Genomic DNA, 17,269 nt, shown 5'->3' on the forward strand with positions numbered 1-17,269 from the left:
GTGTGAATGGAGTTCTTTCGTGCGCACCCCGGCAAGACCGCCGCTGGATGGCCTGAAGAAGAGGCTCGACCGTTCGCGCGCCGAGAACGCGCGCATGCCGCGCGACGGCTTCCTGCGCGAGACCTTCGTGCTGCCGCGCGCCGACGCTCGTCTCAAGGCGAAGGAATGGTTCGAGCGCTTTCCCAAGCAGGCCTATTGGACCGAGATCGAAAGCTGGTTCGAGCGGCCGGGCGACGTGATCGAGTTCACGATACGACGGTTGCCGGCAGCAGATTAAGGGATGTCACGACAAAAATAGATCGCGCAATTTTGGAGAATCTAGAATTAGGTTCTCACCAAGTAGCTTGCCGAATTTTTCGAAGCCCATTTTCTGCGCCTCATCGAAGCTCAAGGACGTATAGGGCGTTGGCATGCCGCCGGAATCGATCCGATAGATCACGATGAGCTGTGTCTCTTCTTCTGCTTGGATTAGATGTCCCAGCACTGAGGTTCCCTTCCGTATCGCACCATAATCGCACTGCTTCCATTTAGGATGCAACAATCAGCCGCCGCGCCCCGGTCCCCTCCCTTGCCAGCCGGTCGCCCTTGTTCCTCAACGGGCACTTGTCGATCGACATGCAGCCGCAGCCGATGCAGTCGGTCAGCCCGTCGCGCAGTTTCTTCAGCTGGGCGATCTTGTGGTCGAGCCCGTCGCGCCAGGCGGTCGATAGCAGGTTCCAGTCATCGCGCGTCGGCGTGCGGCCCTCGGGCAGTGACGCAAGGGCCGTGCCGATCTCGGCCAGTGAGATACCGACCTCCTGCGCTACCTTGATGATCGCGACACGGCGCAGCACGTCGCGGCCGTAGCGCCGCTGGTTGCCTGACGTCCGGTGGCTGCGGATCAGCCCGCGGGCCTCATAGAAATGTAGCGCCGACACCGCCACACCGCTGCGCATGGCCACTTGGCCGACCGTCAATTCCGTTACCGGTGCCATCCCTCTTTTTCCGTTCCGATTTTTTCGCTTGACCTAAAGTTAAGTTGAGCTTGTAGCGAAGAAACCCGGGATCTGCAAACCAAGGAGATGGTGATGTGCGCCTGGGCCAGGATGACGGGAGACGGAGTGCCGTTATCCGAGTTGCCGGATGGCTTCACCCGCCACCATGGCGACGGAAAGCGCGACGTTGATGCTGCGCGCAGCGTCTTGCATGGGAATGGTCAATTGGGCATCCGCCGCTTGATGGACAAGATCCGGAACGCCTGCGGATTCGCGGCCGAACAGAAGAATGTCGTCATCGCCGAAGGCGAAGCTGGTGTAAGGGGTCGTGGCTTTGGTCGACAGCAGCACCAGCCGCCGCTTTGCAAGCTTGCGCCAGTCCTCGAAGGCGTGCCAGTCGACGTGCCGGGTGAGCGCCGCCATTTCGAGGTAGTCCATGCCGGCCCGTTTCAGCGCCCGGTCACCGAGCGGGAAGCCCGCCGGTTCGATGATGTCGACGCCGAGACCGAGGCAAGCGGCGAAGCGCAGGATTGTCCCGGTGTTGCCGGCGATATCAGGCTGGTAGAGCGCGATGCGGAGACGGTCGTTCATTTCCGCGTCTTTCTAATAAGTGGCAGATCAGCCACAGAGCTCTCGCGGTTTTGGAAATTCCTGGACTGGCGGGTGGTCATTTTCTGCGAAGTCGGTTATACGGCCAGCATTGTCAACCCGAACCGACGGAGGGGTAATTCATGATGGCCATGCACATCCACCACCCCTCTCGTGGGCTTACCAGCCCGACGGCGGTTTCGGTACGACGATTCTCCTGACCTTCTAGACTTCAATCGCACCGATTCCCGCCGAAACCTTTTTCGGCCTTTGAAGGAATCCTGCGATGTTTTTCAAGCTGTGGAAGGGGCTGAACGCCCCACCTGAACACGCTTCGACCGATGCCACCTTTGCCGCGCCGCGCGTGCCCGCGGCCTGGGTTGGTTCACCCTTCTACCTGCATCTTCAACTGGAGGACGGACCGATGTTCGATCCCTGTAGAATACCCGGCTCAAGAAGCCTGCACGAGCGGAAGACTGCGACCTGGGCGCTTTTGATCGGCGAGACCTACTCGTCGGCGGTTCACGCCGAGACCCGCCGGCGTCCGCATCGCGGTATGCTGCCGGACGTCGATTTCTCGCGCGCCGTTCCGGACTATAGCCGGCCGTCGCTGGTGCGCCGGATCATCAGGCTGATCCGGCCTGGTGCAAAAACCAGCGCGAAAATCCGGATCGTCAAAACGTCGTCAGCATCGTCAAACGAGACTGTCGGCGAAAGGCCCGCGACAACCTATATAGCGCGAAGCAGGACCGGCGAGGCGGACGATTCCGTATCGCCGGTCCTTGACGCCATGCGGTCTGGGCACCCCGTCCGTTCGCGTGCCGCGTGAGCGGAAACAGGTATTGTGAGCATCTCTATGTTTAGCTGGTTTGAAAAAAGGCTCGATCCGTTCCCTGCCAAGGAGCCGGTCGAGCCGCCGCGGACACTGATCGCCTTCTGCGTGCATTATACGCGCGGCGCGTGGCCCTACATCGCTCTCGATGCGGTACTGGTGACGGCCATCGCCCTTGCCGAGGTGTGGATGTTCGGCTTCATGGGCCGGATCGTCGACTGGCTGTCCGGACAGAATCGCGAGACATTCCTGCAGACCGAAGGCTTGAAGCTGGCCGGGATGGCCTTCATCGTGGTTTTCGCGCTGCCGGCGACGGTCTGGTTCCATTCGCTGCTCAACCAGCAGACGCTGATGGGTAATTATCCGATGCGTATCCGCTGGCAGGTGCATCGTTACCTGCTCAAGCAGTCGATGAGCTTCTATCAGGACGAGTTTGCCGGGCGCATCGCGACCAAGCTGATGCAGACCGCGCTCGCGGTGCGCGAGTGCGTCATCAAGCTCATCGATGTGCTCAACTATATCGTCGTCTATTTTCTCGGCATGCTGTTCATCGTCGGCTCGGCAGACTGGCGGCTGGCTGCGCCGCTTGCCGTCTGGCTTGCCGGATATGTCCTGCTGTTGCGCTATTTCATCCCGCGGCTGGGCAAGGTCGGCGAGGAGCAGGCCAATGCGCGCTCGACCATGACCGGCCGTGTCGTCGACAGCTACTCCAACATCCAGACGGTCAAGCTGTTCTCGCATGCGCGGCGCGAGGCATCCTTCGCCAAGGACGGTATGGCCGGCTTTCTCGACACCGTTTACCGGTCGATGCGGTTGGTGACTCAGCTCTACGGCCTGCTCTACGTCCTGAATTCGCTGCTGTTGTTTTCGGTCACCGCAATCTCGCTATGGCTGTGGCTCGGCCAAGCCGTGACGATCGGCGCCGTCGCCCTGGTCATCGGCCTCGTGCTTCGGCTCTGGGGCATGTCGCAATGGATCATGTGGGAGATGTCCACGCTGTTCGAGAATATCGGCACGGTGCAGGACGGCATCGCCTCGATCTCGCTGCCGCGCCTCGTCGAAGACCGGCCTGGCGCCAAGGATATTGCCGTGACCAAGGGGGAGATCCGTTTTGAGGACATCCGCTTCCACTATGGCAAGCAGAAGGGCGTGATCGAAAGCCTGTCGCTGACGGTGAAGCCGGGCGAGAAGGTCGGCATCGTCGGCCGTTCGGGTGCCGGCAAGTCGACGCTGGTCAATCTTCTGTTGCGCTTCTATGACCTCGAAAGCGGCAAGGTCCTGATCGACGGCCAGGACATTGCGGCGGTGACGCAGGACTCGCTGCGCGCCCAGATCGGCATGGTCACGCAGGACACCTCGCTGCTGCATCGCTCGGTGCGCGAGAATATCCTCTATGGCCGGCCGGACGCCAGCGACCAGATGCTGATCGAGGCGGCGCGGCGCGCCGAGGCGCTGGATTTCATCGCCGGATTGTCGGATTCTAACGGTCGAAAGGGTTTCGACGCGCATGTCGGTGATCGCGGCGTCAAATTGTCCGGCGGCCAGCGGCAACGCATCGCCATAGCCCGTGTCATGCTGAAGGACGCACCAATCCTTATCCTCGACGAAGCGACCTCCGCCCTCGATTCCGAGGCCGAGGCGGCCATCCAGGAGAACCTCTACAGACTGATGCAAGGCAAGACCGTCATCGCCATTGCGCACCGGCTGTCGACGATCGCCGCCATGGACCGGCTCGTCGTTATGGACAAGGGCCGCGTCATCGAGGAAGGTTCGCATGAGGAACTGGTTGCCAGCGGCGGGCTCTACGCCCAGCTCTGGCAACGCCAGTCGGGCGGCTTCCTGCTCGACGACGGCCCCTCCGCCAACGATGCAGCCGCCAACGATGCAATCGCCAAGGGTGAAGCCGCCGAATGATGACTGCCATCTACCGCTGGTTCGAGAACTGGGTCTATCCATTCCGCGAGCCTGCGGACCTTCGCCCACCTGCCGGCGTCAGGGGTTTCCTCTGGCATTATGTCGGGCAGGCGAAGATCGCCTTCTTCGCCATGCTGGTGATCGGCGGCATCGCGCCGCTGGTCGAAGCCGGACTGTTCTATTTCGTCGGGCGGCTGGTCGACATCCTCGACCAGCTTCCCGGTGAACGCAGCTGGCACGCTCTGTGGACTGCCGCCGGCCCGGAACTTGTCTTCATGATCGCGGTGGTGCTGGTCATCCGCACCATTGTCGTCGGCCTGTCGGCGCTGGTCGACGAGCAGACGATCACGCCGGGTTTCTATAATCTGGTGCGCTGGCAGGCGCATCGCCATGTCTCGCGCCAATCCTACGCCTTCTTCCAGAACGACTTTGCCGGGCGTATCGCGACCAAGGTCTGGCAGGCGGGACAGGCGACCGGCGATCTGATGGAAAGCTTCATCGAGGTGGTCTGGTTCATGGTCGTCTATACGGTGACGACGCTGGCGCTGGTCGCCGGGCTCGATCTCCGGCTGGCGGTGCTGGTGGTGATCTGGATTACCGCCTTCGGCTTTCTGGCCAGGCGCTATTTGCCGGCAATCCGCAAACATGCCGAAGCCACCGCCGAAGCCGGCTCGATGATCACCGGCCGCCTTGTCGATTCCTATTCGAACGTGCAGACGTTGAAACTGTTCTCGGCCGATGGCGACGACCGCTACATCAGGAACGGCTTCGACATCTATCTCGACGCGCTGCGCCCGTTCACCCGCAGGCTGACCGGCGTGCGCATGGCGCTGACGATGCTGTCGGGCATTATGATCACGGCGATCGCCTGCTTTGCCGTTTATCTCTGGGTCGAGGGTTCTATCACAGTCGGCGCCGTGGCTTTCACGCTGTCTTTGGTGCTGCGGCTGAACATGCTGCTCGGCCGGCTGATGATGCAGCTCAACGGCATCTTGCGGAACCTCGGCGTGCTGGAGAATTCCAAGGCGCTGATCTCACAGCCGCTCGGCCTGACCGATGCGCCGGACGCGAAAGAGCTTGTCGTCGGCGGCGGGCGCATCAACGTCAGCAATGTGGAGTTCCACTACGGCAAGGGGTCCGGCGTGCTCAACGGCATCGACCTCGTCGTGCGGCAGGGCGAAAAGGTCGGCCTGGTCGGCCCGTCCGGCGCCGGCAAGACGACCTTGGTCAATCTGATCCTGCGCCTCTACGACCTCGAGAGCGGCAAGATCACCATTGACGGGCAGGACGTCTCCAGGGTCACGCAGAATTCGCTGCGCGCCAATATCGGCGTCGTCAGCCAGGATACGGCACTTTTCCACCGCTCGCTGCGCGACAACATCAAGCTCGGCATGCCGGAAGCGACCGACGCCGAGGTGGTCGCGGCAGCGAAGAAGGCCGAGGCGCACGAGTTCATCCTCGGTCTGCGCGACAATCGCGATCGTATCGGCTACGAGGCCTATGTCGGCGAGCGCGGCGTCAAGCTCTCCGGCGGCCAGCGCCAGCGCGTGGCGATCGCCCGCGTCTTCCTCAAGGATGCGCCGATCCTGGTGCTCGATGAGGCGACCTCGGCGCTCGATTCCGACATCGAGGCGGCGATCCAGGAAAATCTGGCAAGGCTGATGGAAGGCAAGACGGTCATCGCCATCGCGCATCGGCTGTCGACCATTGCGGCACTCGACCGGCTGGTGGTGCTCGACGAGGGCCGCATCGTCGAGCAAGGCACGCATGACGAGCTGGTCGGGCTCGACGGGCTCTATGCCAGGCTGTGGAAGCGGCAGTCCGGAGGTTTCCTGTTCAACGAGGAGAGCGCGCTGGCCGAGACCCGGCCGGCGGAGTAGTTTCTAAAGACCGGAGTAGACCATGGCGGTGAGAATGCCATCGAATTTCGGACGGTCCGGCGCGCAGGAGAGCGCGTTGGACCTGCTTGGCCATGAAATCCTCGGCGAGAAGGCGGCCGCGCTCGGCCGCGCCGGCCGGCGCGTCGAGGAAACATTGACGAGGCTGCGCGAGAATTGCGACGATGTCGACCGCGCCCGGCTGCTCAGGGATGCAGCCGAAGCGGTGCACGGGTATTTCATCCAGCGCGAACTCTGCGGCCTTCGCAAGCACGACGCGGTGATCCGGGAATACAACATTCCCAACGCCGTGCTGGCCAGGCTCGGCGCCAGCGCATGATCCGAACCGGAACTGGTTTGAGAAGCGTTATTCCAGCCACTCGGTGATGAAGCTGCCGTTCTCGTGTATGTCGGTGGTTTCCAGCGGGCCTGGCCCGACATTGGTGAATTTGTGCGGCGTGTTCGGCGGTACGACCAGGATCTGGCCGGCGGTGGCCTCGATCTGCCGGTCGCCGACGGTGAACAGGCCGGTGCCGGTCCGGATAATAAAAATCTCGCAATAGGGATGGCTGTGCAGCCTGGGGCCGCCGCGATCTCGGGCAGGTAGTTGAAGATCAGGCAGCTGCGGGAGCCGTAAGCTCCGCCTTGCAGCTCGCCCTGCCAGTGGTCGGGCCAGCGGTCGGGCGCTTCGGCCCATTTGCCGCGGTCTATGACATGCGCCATAGGCCGAGGATAAACCGGGCCAGCGCCAGCTGTCGAGGCGAACGCAGCCATTTGGTTTTGCTGCTGTTTTCCAATCGTTCCGCCGTGCGAATTACGCCCCCGCGACAATCTGCCCTTGTGCCTTCACCCGTCTGGACAAAAACAGGCTTCACGCATAAACCCAAGTCCCAAATGCCGGAGGAATTCGCTAGCCTGTTCGCCATGCGCTGTCGGGCCGGCGCGATTGAGCGGGGAACAAGGCTCGGCCGCCGGCACGGAAGAGGCGAAAGGATCAGGCACCCGTGAGCGCAACCGACACCCAGGATCCCAACCGTCGTGATTTTCTCTACGTCGCCACCGGCATGGCCGCAGTGGTCGGCGCGGGCGCCGTTGCCTGGCCATTCATCGACCAGATGCGCCCGGATGCCTCGACGCTGGCGCTCGCCTCGGTCGAGGTCGACGTCTCCTCGCTGACGCCGGGAATGTCGCTCGTCGTGAAGTGGCGCGGCAAGCCGGTTGTCGTGCGCAACCGCACCGAAAAAGAGATGAAGGACGCCGAGGCGGTCAATCTCGCCGAACTCAAGGATCCAATTGCCCGCAATGCCAACCTGCCGGCCGACGCGCCGGCAACCGACGCCAACCGTACCACGCCGGGCAAGGAAGCCTGGATGGTGATGGTCCAGGTCTGCACCCATCTCGGCTGCATCCCGCTCGGCCAGGAAGGCGATTTCGGCGGCTGGTTCTGCCCATGCCACGGTTCGCAATACGATACGGCCGGCCGCATCCGAAAGGGACCGGCGCCGGAGAACATGGCGGTGCCGGTGTTTCAATTCGTTTCCGACACCAAGATCCGTATCGGCTGAGGCAAGGGATATTTCGATGAGCGAGGGACACTCGACCTATACGCCCAAGACCGGTATCGGACGCTGGTTCGATTCCCGCATGCCGCTCCCGCGGCTGGTCTATGACAGCTTCATCGCCTACCCGGTGCCGCGCAACCTGAACTATGCCTGGACCTTCGGCGGCATCCTTGCGCTTATGTTGGCGGCGCAGATCCTGACCGGTATCGTGCTGGCCATGCACTATGCGGCCGACAGCACTCTCGCCTTCGATTCGGTCGAAAAGATCATGCGCGACGTGAATTCGGGCTGGCTGCTGCGCTACCTGCATTCGAACGGCGCGTCGTTCTTCTTCGTCGCCGTCTACATCCATATCTTCCGCGGGCTCTACTACGGCTCCTACAAGGCGCCGCGCGAGCTGCTGTGGATCCTCGGCTGTATCATCTACCTGCTGATGATGGCGACCGGATTCATGGGCTACGTGCTGCCCTGGGGCCAGATGAGCTTCTGGGGCGCCACCGTCATCACCGGTTTCTTCACCGCCATACCTCTGGTCGGCGACTGGATCCAGCAGCTTTTGCTCGGCGGCTTCGCGGTCGACAATCCGACGCTGAACCGCTTCTTTGCGCTGCATTACCTTCTGCCGTTCATGATCGCCGGCGTTGTCGTGCTGCACATCTGGGCGCTTCACGTCGTCGGCCAGAACAATCCGACCGGCATCGAGGTCAAATCGAAGACCGACACGCTCGCCTTCACGCCTTACGCGACCATCAAGGATGGGTTCGGCATGATCGTGTTCCTGTTCGTCTTCGCCTATTTCGTCTTTTATCTGCCGAACTATCTCGGCCATCCGGACAATTACACCGTTGCCAACCCCCTGAAGACGCCGGCCCACATTGTGCCGGAATGGTATTTCCTGCCGTTCTACGCGATCCTGCGCGCTATCACCTTCAATATCGGGCCCATCAACTCCAAGCTCGGCGGCGTGCTCTGCATGTTCGGCGCGATTGTCATGCTGTTCCTGGTGCCGTGGCTCGACACCTCGAAGGTGCGCTCGGCAGTCTACCGGCCCTGGTACAAGCTGTTCTTCTGGCTGTTCGTGGCCGACTCCATCCTGCTCGGCTGGCTGGGCTCGCAGCCGGCCGAGGGCAGCTATGTATTCATGGCGCAGATGGCGACGCTGTTCTACTTCGCCTTCTTCCTGGTAGCGCTGCCGGTGCTCGGGCTGATCGAAAAGCCGCGGCGGCTGCCGAACTCGATCACCGAGGCGGTGCTCGAGAAGAACAAGGGCGGCGGTGGACATCCTGCCGGCGCCACGACCGCGCCGGAAACCAAGGGCTGAGCATGATTCCGAAAAGTGGAAACCGGTACTCGGACAAGGTCATGCTCGAGACGGTGACGGCGCGTCAGAGAATCTCAAGGGGATTTGGCATGAAGAAGATTCTCTCCTCGCTGGCGCTGCTTGGCCTTGTGGCCGCGGGCATGGGTGCCGCAAGCACTGGAGCCAGCGCCCAGGAAGAGGCGCACAATGAGGCGGCGCCGACGCATTTCCCGATACACGAACCGAAGGAAATGGATTGGAGCTTCGCCGGGCCATTCGGCACCTACGACAAGGCCCAGCTGCAGCGCGGGCTGAAGGTCTACAAGGAAGTCTGCTCGGCCTGCCATTCGATGAATTTGGTGGCGTTCCGTACACTGGAGGGCCTTGGCTATTCGGATGCGCAGATCAAGACGCTGGCGGCCGAATATACGATCCATGACGGACCGAACGATGCCGGCGACATGTTCGATCGTCCCGGCAAGCCGTCCGACCATTTCCCGGCGCCGTTCCCCAATGTGGAAGCGGCGGCGGCGGCAAATGGCGGCGCAGCACCGCCCGACATGTCGCTGCTGGCAAAGGCGCGCGGGGTCGAACGCGGCTTCCCGCGCTTCGTCTTCGATATCTTTACCCAGTATGCCCAGGGCGGCCCCGACTACATCCACTCGCTGCTGACCGGCTACGACCAGCAGCCGCCGGCGGGCATGGTCATACCAGAAGGCACGTACTACAATCCGTACTTCCTGTCCGGCGTGTCGCTGAAGATGCCGAAGCCGCTCTCTGACGGCCAGGTAACCTATGATGACGGCGCGCCGCAGACGGTCGACCAGTATTCGCGTGACGTGTCGGCCTTCCTGATGTGGGCGGCCGAGCCACACCTCGAGGACCGCAAGAAGACCGGCTTTCGCGTACTGGTCTTCCTGCTGCTGTTCGGCGCACTGGTCTACCTGACCAAGCGCAAGGTGTGGGCCGGCGTGGCGCACTGAGCCCTGCGATCTACGAGAATGCGAGGGCGTCGAAAGACGCCCTTCTCATTGCAGGCATGTCGATTCATCGCTGCCGGCGCAGAGTGGCCCCTTTGCCGGACAATTTTCCGTCAGGCGTCACATGGCCGTAGCCGGACTTAGCTGCACCGGGTTACGATTGGCCAATTCCCTTCACGTCTTCAGCCGAATCTGAAAGGCCCGGAGAGCCGCTTGATGAAATCCTCGCTCGAAGAGACGCTGCTTGCCGCGATCCGCACCATTCCGGATTATCCCAAGCCGGGCATCCTGTTTCGCGACATCACCACGCTGCTCGGCAATGCGCGGGCCTTCCGCCGCGCCATCGACGAACTGGTGCATCCCTATGCCGGCCTCAAGATCGACAAGATCGCCGGCATCGAGGCGCGCGGCTTCATTCTCGGCGGCGCCATCGCCCACCAGCTCTCGGCCGGCTTCGTGCCGATCCGCAAGAAGGGCAAGTTGCCTTCCGAGACGGTGCGCGTCGCCTACAGCCTGGAATACGGGCTGGACGAGATGGAGATGCACAAAGACGGTGTTTCTCCAGGCGAGAAGGTAATCCTCGTCGACGATTTGATCGCCACTGGCGGCACGGCCGAGGCGGCCGTCAAGCTATTGCGGCAGATCGGCGCCGACATCCTCGCCGCCTGCTTCGTCATCGACCTGCCGGACCTTGGCGGCCGCGAGAGGTTAGAGGCGCTCGGCGTACCGGTGAGGACGCTGATCGGGTTTGAGGGGCATTGAGCGTTTCTTCCTTCTCCCCTTCTTGTGGAGAAGGGAAGAACTCCGCTCACTCCACCTTCACCAGCACGGCACTTTCGAATTCGATGACCTTGTCGCCGGTCGAATCGAAGGCCTCCGAGCGGAGCGTCAGCAGCCGCCAGCCCGGTCGCGAGGCGATGGGGCGATGGGCCAGCGCGGTGCGGGTGAAAGTCACGGTTTCCCCGGCATAGACAGGTTTGGGCCATTTGAGGTTCTTGAAGCCGGGCGAGGGACCGAATTCCGGCACCGGCCCGGGACCGGGCCAGCGGGCGACCTCTGCCTCTATGCCAGCCTGGAGGTTCAATTTCATCCAGGTGGCGGCGGTGTGCCAGCCCGAGGCGCAGAGCCCGCCGAATATGCTGTTCCTCGCCGCCTCTTCGTCGATATGGAATATCTGCGGGTCGTATTTGCGGGCGAACGCCTTGACCGCCTCCGGTTCGAATCGATGTGAACCGAGCGTGACGGTGATACCGATGCAGAAGAATTCGTCGAGGCTCACGCACTGCCCTCGCGGGTGAGGAACATGACGGTGTTTTCGAGCTCGAAAACACCTTCGCCGCGCTGGTTGAACAACTCGCTGCGCATGGTCACCAGGCCAAGGCGGGGTTTCGATCTGGACAGTCGCTTGGCAAGGACGGTGGTGCTGCCGGTCAACAGGTCGCCGGCCAGGACAGGCCGTTTCCATTTGACCTGGTCGACGCCCGGCGCGCCCTGGGAGGTCGAGTCGAGCAGGAAGGCATCGCACAGCATGCGCATGAACATGGCGCAGGTGTGCCAGCCTGAAGCCGCCAGCCCGCCGAGGATGCTGGCCTTGCCCGCGGCCTCGTCGAGATGCATCGGCTGGGCATCGAACTCGTTGGCGAATTCTATGATTTCGGCGGCGCTTACCAGCTTGGTGCCCAGGTCGAGCGAAGCGCCCTCGACAAAATCCTCATAAGCCCAGGTCTTTGCGGTCATGGTCTGGAAATCCTGTTCAGGATTGTACGATCGCTACGGGTCCGGGTCCCGGATGCAGGCAGGGCGGCATTTGGTCAAGCAATTTCTATTGCGCCAGCCCGCTGCGCCCAAGCCGCAGCGCGGTATTGACGACCCTATAGCCAGCCGCGGCGGCGGAAATACCAGAAGGGCAGGATTGCCGAAAGCACCATCATGCCGATGGCGAAGGGATAGCCAAAGTGCCATTTGAGCTCAGGGATGATGTCGAAATTCATGCCGTAGATCGAAGCGACAAGCGTCGGCGGCAGGAAGATGACAGCGGCGACGGAGAAGATCTTGATGATGGCGTTCTGCTCGATCGAGATCATGCCGAGCGTCGCGTCGAGCAGGAAGCTGATCTTCTGCGACAGGAACGTGGCGTGGTCGGCGAGCGACAGCACGTCGCGCGACAAGGTCTTGATGCGAGCGCGGATATCCTTGCTCATCCTGCTTTGCGTGGAGGCATGGGCGAGAAAGCCGGCAAGGCGCTGCAGCGAGATTAGGCTGTCGCGGATCGAGGAGGCGAGGTCCTCCTTGCGGCCAATGCCTTTCAACAGCTCCTGGAAGTCGCGGTTGCGCTTGGAAACCTTGGTCGAGCGTGCCTCGAAGATGTCGCGCGAGATCGCCTCGACGTCGCGGCCGGCGCGCTCCAGAATGTCGGCGAGGCGGTCGACGATCGCCTCCAGCAGTCCGATCAGGATGGTGTCGCCGCTGGTGCAGCCGGTCGCCACCTTCTCGGCGCGCAGCGGAAAGGTCTTGAACGCCTTCGGCTCGTGGTAACGCACGGTGATCAGCCTGCTTCCGGCGAGCACGAAGGTGACCGGCGACATCAAGGGATCGTTCACCTCGGTCTGCGCAGGCAGAATGGCGGTCATGAAGTAGGCGCCGTCCTCGACGTAGAGACGGCTCGAGATCTCGATCTCCTCCATCTCTTCCCGCGTCGGAACGGCGATGCCGAGCCAGGTCTCGATTGTCGTCTCTTCCTCCTTTGTCGGGTTGAAGAGGTCGACCCAGACGACAGTGTCGCTGTTTTGCACGAGATCGTCGACCAGGCGCAGGCGATCATTGTCGACGACGAAGGCCTTGATCATCGCCGGGTCTCCCTTGCTGTTGCCAAAGAGCGTTCGTTTGGAGGGGGCGCGTCAGTCACATCGCACGGACACGGGCAGGCGAGGCGCGAGGCCGGTGCAGAGGCCCCTTAGACCCCGCACGATGGCCCGTCAAGCAGCGCAAGAGCCACTGCGACGCCCTGCTTTGAAGTTTGTCATCGAGCGACGGCAATGGTGACCATTGGGCTCCCTCGCCAGGTCAGGTGTTGAACTTGAACAGCATGATGTCGCCGTCCTGGACGACATACTCCTTGCCTTCGTCGCGCGCCTTGCCGGCCTCCTTGGCCGCGACTTCGCCGCCTAGCCTGACGAAGTCCTCATAGGCGATGGTCTGGGCGCGGATGAAGCCGCGCTCGAAATCGGTGTGGATGACGCCTGCCGCCTGCGGCGCCTTGGCGCCCTTGTGCACGGTCCAGGCGCGTGTCTCCTTGGGGCCAACGGTAAAGTAGGTGATGAGCTGGAGCAGCTCGTAGCCGGCGCGGATGACCTTGTTCAGGCCGGGTTCGTCCAGACCGAGCGTTGCCAGGAATTCCATTTCCTCTTCGTCCGAGAGCTGGGCGACCTCGGCCTCGATCGCCGCGGAAATCACAACGGTGCGGGCACCTTGCGCGGCGGCCATCTTCTCGACCGCCCTGGTATGCGCGTTGCCGGTGGCGGCATCGGCTTCCGCGACGTTGCAGACGTAAAGCACCGGGTGTGAGGTCAAGAGATTCAGCCCCTGCAGGATGCGTAGATCCTCAGCCGAGATGCCGTTGAGCAGGATGCGGGCGGGCTTGCCGGCCTGCAGCAGTTCAAGCGCCGCTTCCATCATCGGAAGTGCGGTCGCTGCTTCCTTGTCCTTGCCGGCGGCACGCTTGCGGATCTGCACGATGCGGCGCTCAAGGCTGTCGAGGTCGGCAAGCATCAATTCGGTTTCGACGGTCTCGGCATCAGCGACAGGATCGATGCGGCCCTCGACATGGGTGACGTCGTCATCCTCGAAGCAGCGCAGCACATGGACGATGGCGTCGACCTCACGGATGTTGGCGAGGAATTGGTTGCCAAGCCCTTCGCCTTTGGAGGCGCCACGCACCAGGCCGGCAATGTCGACGAACGAGATGCGGGTCGGGATGATCTCCTTCGACTTGCCGATCGCGGCGATCTTCTGCAGGCGCGGGTCGGGCACCGCCACCTCGCCGGTATTCGGTTCGATGGTGCAGAACGGATAATTGGCGGCCTGCGCGGCCGCCGTCCTGGTCAACGCATTGAAGAGCGTCGACTTGCCGACATTGGGCAAGCCAACGATGCCGCATTTGAAACCCATTTTTGTCTGGTCCTATCGGGAAATCGAAATTTAATCAGGGCTATGGGCGAAAGCCCCGATGATCGTCAAGGCGCAATTCAATTCAGACGCTGCGCGATGTCATCGGTGCCTATCGCCAACGAACGAACGCCGGACCTGCTCAGTATTTGCAGAAGATGCCAGAACGCGTCGACCTCAGCGGTTCCGAAATCGATGGTCAGTTGCCCCTCGAGCAATTGCGCACTGTGAATGACGTTTCCGACGGTCTCCGATCTTTCACGCTCGCTATCGATATCGAACCAGCCGCGAAACCATTCGTCGAAGAGATCGCCGTCGAGCTCATTTATAGGGAATTTAAAATGAACCTCATCCCACCTGAAAGGTGAGATGAGGACATCCATTCCACCCATCCCGGCGTGAATATCCGGAGAGAATTTCACATAGGAATCGCTGTTGATGAATTGCGGATTTGGCTGTCCGTCATTACTGACGAAATCAACCGCGATGAAATTTCGATAGAAGGAATCGACGTTCGAAAACTTGATTTCGGTCGCATGCGATCCTTGGCTGTTGCGAGCAAGTTCGCCGGCAGCGGTGACGAAATAATCAACATACTTCTGTCTGATGAGACGGACCAATTCCTGAATGTCATCCAGATCCATGGCTCAGTCCTTGCCGCCAAAAAGCTTCTTCAGCATGGCCGCCATCGGGCCGGTTTCGGGCAGCTTGGCCGCCGGCTGCTGCGGCCGCGCCTGGCGGACGTGGCTTTGCGCCTTTGGCGCCTTGGGCGGCGGGCGATCGTCGTCGTCCGTCGGCGTGAGCTTGTCGCGCAGCGCCAGCGTCACGCGGTTCATGAACGAATTGTCGTCGCCCTTGGCAAGCAATCCGGCACCATCGGCGATTGCGTCGAGCAGCACGTCCAGCCATTCGCGGTCGCCCTTGGCGAAATCGCCAAGCACATGGCCGTGCACCATTTCCTTGACGCCGGGATGGCCGACGCCGATGCGCACACGGCGAAAATCCTTGCCGACGTGCTGGTCGAGGGAGCGGATGCCGTTGTGGCCGCCGGAACCGCCACCGACTTTGACCCGCACCTTGCCGGCGGCAAGGTCGATCTCGTCATAAAAGACAGTCAGCGCCGAAGGGCCGAGCTTGTAGAAGCGCAAGGCTTCGCCGACCGCCTGGCCGGACAGGTTCATGAAGGTCTGCGGCTTGATCAGGATCACCTTTTCGCCGGCAAGCGTGCCTTCGGCAATCAGACCCTGGAATTTCTTCGACCAAGGCGAAAAGGAATGGCGGCGGGCGATCGCGTCCGCCGCCATGAAGCCGACATTGTGCCGGTTGTTGGCGTATTTCGCGCCCGGATTGCCGAGGCCTGCAAAGACAAGCATCGTCGCCTCCGGGCGGGAAGGGGTTACTTCTCTTCGGCGGCAGGAGCCGCTTCGGGCGCAGCCGCTTCAGTCGTCTCTTCCGCAGCCTCCGGCTTCATCGCCGAGGAGCCGGCAATGGTCGCGATGGTGAAGTCGCGGTCGGAGATCACCGGCTTGACGCCGGCCGGCAAGGTGACGGCCGAAATGTGGATCGAATCGCCGATATCGGTACCGGTGAGATCGACGGTGATGAAATCCGGGATCGCATTGGCCGGGCAGTGGAACTCGACCTCGTGGCGCACGATGTTGAGCACGCCGCCGCGTTTGATGCCGGGCGACTTGTCTTCATTGATGAAGTGCACGGGCACATCGACGTTGACTTCGGTATGCTTGCCGATGCGCAGGAAATCGACATGGACAGGGAAATCCTTGACCGGGTCGAGCTGAAAATCCTTGGGCAGAACCTGGATCTTGTTGCCGTCGACATCGATCGTGGCGACCGTGGTCAGAAACCCGCCGCCATGGATCTTGTAGTAGATGTCCTTGTAGGTCAGCGCAATCGCCAGGGGAGGCTGCTTGTCGCCGTAAATCACTGCAGGCACTTTACCGTTGCGGCGAACTGCACGGGCGGACCCCTTACCGACCTGTTCGCGCGCTTCGGCCTTGAGCTCGTAAGTATCGTGGCTCATGGCATTTCCTTTCGCGTTGTTCTGGAGCGTTCGCGGCCGGCAACGTGCCGGGGCCGTAAACGTCGAAAGCCGACATAGCTGACGCATGACCTGGTCCGAAAACCGGAATCCACTTTTCGGGATCATGCGGGAAGGCGGCCTTCCGCCGCGTTGCCTCCAAGGGTGTCTACGCGGGTGGCGGCTCTATAGCGGAAGGCGGCGCGAGGTGCAAGCGGGCGGCCCATCAGGCCGGAAGTAGCAATGCCGAAAGCGATGCTGCAACGTACAGCCCAATCCCGAAAGACAGATGGGCCATAAGGCTGCGCAGGCGCGCAGTGCGCGGGTTGGGAACTTTCGAAGCCGCGATGCCGATCCCAAAAGCCGGTTGCATCACGAAGAACGGGCGACGATGATGCAGACGCCGACCAACAGGGCCGGAAGCACTGTCGGGTGCCGTGCCCAGTCGAGGCCCCACACTCCAATCAGCGCTGCGGCAAATACGATGCCGGTCGCGTAATGCGCACTCCATCCAACGGCGGTATCCAATGGCGGTTTCGCCGCGAACGCGGGCAGCTTGTGCGATATTCGCATGTGCAAAACGTCCATGTGGAAAGTGCCCGATCCAGCGGCCGACCCAGGCGTAATCAAGCGGTGGAATCGCGAACATTCGCTTCAGAAACCATCCCCAGAGGTCCATCAGGGCTGTCGCGCCGATTCCAACGACGGCCGCACGAACAACGAACTCCAACATTTTGGCATCTCTTGTTTCACCCGTTGTCGCCTATTGTCGTGGAGTCCAGTGCGTTCTTTCGCCCGACGCCTTGGCAATCCTCAGGGCACGAGGCTGGGCCCCGCGCCGGTTCGAAGGCGGCTTCCCCGACTGGGTGGCTGCAGGCCTGGGGGTAGAGGCCGTGAATTACGAAAGCGGTTAACGGCCGCCAAAATCGGTGTCGCCGCCCAAGCCCGAACACAAATGGAAAGGGGAACCGCGGCGGGTGGAAAGGGGAACCGCGGCGGGGCAATGCCCACGGCGGGTGGACGGCGCGCGCCGGCAGCAT

20 protein-coding genes and 1 pseudogene are annotated in these 17,269 nt (G+C 62.0%); 9 read left to right on the forward strand and 12 right to left on the reverse strand.

Annotated elements, in window-relative coordinates; translation table 11 throughout:
- Window positions 1–19: 19 nt before the first annotated feature.
- A complete protein-coding gene (locus NKI72_RS16485) occupies window positions 20–277 on the forward strand; it encodes a hypothetical protein (protein ID WP_352615528.1) in 258 nt (85 codons plus the stop codon).
- Between the two features lie 6 nt (window positions 278–283).
- On the opposite strand, the gene NKI72_RS16490 is transcribed toward NKI72_RS16485, so the two are convergent.
- From NKI72_RS16490 to NKI72_RS16500, 3 genes are all read right to left on the reverse strand, one after another.
- A complete protein-coding gene (locus tag NKI72_RS16490; RefSeq protein ID WP_352819913.1) occupies window positions 284–484 on the reverse strand; it encodes a hypothetical protein in 201 nt (66 codons plus the stop codon).
- Window positions 485–527: 43 nt separating this feature from the next.
- Entirely contained in the window at window positions 528–974 is a 447-nt protein-coding gene (gene soxR / locus NKI72_RS16495; RefSeq protein ID WP_352683921.1) for a redox-sensitive transcriptional activator SoxR, read from the reverse strand.
- A gap of 132 nt (window positions 975–1,106) precedes the next feature.
- Window positions 1,107–1,565 carry a tRNA (cytidine(34)-2'-O)-methyltransferase gene (locus NKI72_RS16500; protein WP_352683922.1) on the reverse strand — a complete coding sequence of 153 codons (459 nt, stop codon included), beginning with the start codon at window positions 1,563–1,565 and terminating at the stop codon, window positions 1,107–1,109.
- 283 nt (window positions 1,566–1,848) lie between these two features.
- Here NKI72_RS16500 and NKI72_RS16505 point away from each other — a divergent pair, with 283 nt between their 5' ends.
- Genes NKI72_RS16505 through NKI72_RS16520 form a run of 4 tightly spaced genes read left to right on the forward strand, consistent with a single transcriptional unit; the run spans window position 1,849 to window position 6,525 of the window.
- Window positions 1,849–2,391, forward strand: a complete 543-nt coding sequence (locus tag NKI72_RS16505; protein ID WP_352469727.1) for a hypothetical protein — start codon at window positions 1,849–1,851, stop codon at window positions 2,389–2,391.
- 27 nt (window positions 2,392–2,418) lie between these two features.
- Window positions 2,419–4,308 (forward strand): ABC transporter ATP-binding protein, encoded by a 1,890-nt coding sequence (locus NKI72_RS16510; RefSeq protein ID WP_352541005.1) that lies wholly within the window; start codon window positions 2,419–2,421, stop codon window positions 4,306–4,308.
- Window positions 4,305–6,188: an ABC transporter ATP-binding protein gene (locus NKI72_RS16515; protein WP_352833420.1), complete on the forward strand. Its 1,884-nt coding sequence runs from the start codon at window positions 4,305–4,307 to the stop codon at window positions 6,186–6,188. Before NKI72_RS16510 ends, NKI72_RS16515 begins: the two co-directional genes overlap by 4 nt.
- A gap of 22 nt (window positions 6,189–6,210) precedes the next feature.
- Window positions 6,211–6,525: a DUF6665 family protein gene (locus NKI72_RS16520; protein ID WP_352819916.1), complete on the forward strand. Its 315-nt coding sequence runs from the start codon at window positions 6,211–6,213 to the stop codon at window positions 6,523–6,525.
- Between the two features lie 27 nt (window positions 6,526–6,552).
- Here the strand turns inward: NKI72_RS16520 and NKI72_RS16525 are convergent.
- Window positions 6,553–6,908: pseudogene (locus NKI72_RS16525) on the reverse strand (cupin domain-containing protein).
- A gap of 281 nt (window positions 6,909–7,189) precedes the next feature.
- Here NKI72_RS16525 and petA point away from each other — a divergent pair.
- From petA to NKI72_RS16545, 4 genes are all read left to right on the forward strand, one after another.
- Window positions 7,190–7,750 carry a ubiquinol-cytochrome c reductase iron-sulfur subunit gene (gene petA / locus NKI72_RS16530; protein WP_352541007.1) on the forward strand — a complete coding sequence of 187 codons (561 nt, stop codon included), beginning with the start codon at window positions 7,190–7,192 and terminating at the stop codon, window positions 7,748–7,750.
- Between the two features lie 16 nt (window positions 7,751–7,766).
- The gene (locus NKI72_RS16535) at window positions 7,767–9,068 is read left to right on the forward strand and encodes a cytochrome b (protein ID WP_352469732.1); all 1,302 of its coding nucleotides are present in this window, start codon (window positions 7,767–7,769) and stop codon (window positions 9,066–9,068) included.
- A gap of 89 nt (window positions 9,069–9,157) precedes the next feature.
- Entirely contained in the window at window positions 9,158–10,030 is an 873-nt protein-coding gene (locus NKI72_RS16540; RefSeq protein WP_352469733.1) for a cytochrome c1, read from the forward strand.
- A 213-nt stretch (window positions 10,031–10,243) separates the two neighbouring features.
- Window positions 10,244–10,789: an adenine phosphoribosyltransferase gene (locus tag NKI72_RS16545; protein ID WP_352469734.1), complete on the forward strand. Its 546-nt coding sequence runs from the start codon at window positions 10,244–10,246 to the stop codon at window positions 10,787–10,789.
- Between the two features lie 46 nt (window positions 10,790–10,835).
- On the opposite strand, the gene NKI72_RS16550 is transcribed toward NKI72_RS16545, so the two are convergent.
- The 8 genes from NKI72_RS16550 to NKI72_RS16585 all read right to left on the reverse strand — a co-directional run bounded on the left by NKI72_RS16550 (window position 10,836) and on the right by NKI72_RS16585 (window position 16,962).
- Entirely contained in the window at window positions 10,836–11,306 is a 471-nt protein-coding gene (locus tag NKI72_RS16550) for a MaoC family dehydratase (protein WP_352772566.1), read from the reverse strand.
- On the reverse strand, window positions 11,303–11,764 hold the full coding sequence (locus NKI72_RS16555) for a MaoC family dehydratase (RefSeq protein ID WP_352770919.1): 462 nt from the start codon (window positions 11,762–11,764) through the stop codon (window positions 11,303–11,305). The genes NKI72_RS16550 and NKI72_RS16555 overlap by 4 nt, the downstream gene beginning before the upstream one ends.
- A gap of 134 nt (window positions 11,765–11,898) precedes the next feature.
- Window positions 11,899–12,873, reverse strand: coding sequence for a magnesium/cobalt transporter CorA (gene corA / locus NKI72_RS16560; protein WP_352833425.1), 975 nt, complete (start codon window positions 12,871–12,873; stop codon window positions 11,899–11,901).
- Window positions 12,874–13,090: 217 nt separating this feature from the next.
- A complete protein-coding gene (ychF, locus tag NKI72_RS16565) occupies window positions 13,091–14,194 on the reverse strand; it encodes a redox-regulated ATPase YchF (RefSeq protein WP_352469740.1) in 1,104 nt (367 codons plus the stop codon).
- 77 nt (window positions 14,195–14,271) lie between these two features.
- A complete protein-coding gene (locus tag NKI72_RS16570; RefSeq protein WP_352850302.1) occupies window positions 14,272–14,835 on the reverse strand; it encodes a hypothetical protein in 564 nt (187 codons plus the stop codon).
- Window positions 14,836–14,838: 3 nt separating this feature from the next.
- Window positions 14,839–15,564: an aminoacyl-tRNA hydrolase gene (gene pth / locus NKI72_RS16575; protein WP_352850303.1), complete on the reverse strand. Its 726-nt coding sequence runs from the start codon at window positions 15,562–15,564 to the stop codon at window positions 14,839–14,841.
- Window positions 15,565–15,587: 23 nt separating this feature from the next.
- Window positions 15,588–16,232: a 50S ribosomal protein L25/general stress protein Ctc gene (locus NKI72_RS16580; protein ID WP_352850304.1), complete on the reverse strand. Its 645-nt coding sequence runs from the start codon at window positions 16,230–16,232 to the stop codon at window positions 15,588–15,590.
- Window positions 16,233–16,455: 223 nt separating this feature from the next.
- Complete coding sequence (locus tag NKI72_RS16585; RefSeq protein WP_352850306.1) at window positions 16,456–16,962, reverse strand: DUF2938 family protein; 507 nt, start codon at window positions 16,960–16,962, stop codon at window positions 16,456–16,458.
- Window positions 16,963–17,269: the final 307 nt, after the last annotated feature.

Origin of the sequence: Mesorhizobium sp. M0437 (assembly GCF_040321335.1) — a bacterium.
Lineage (GTDB): Bacteria > Pseudomonadota > Alphaproteobacteria > Rhizobiales > Rhizobiaceae > Mesorhizobium.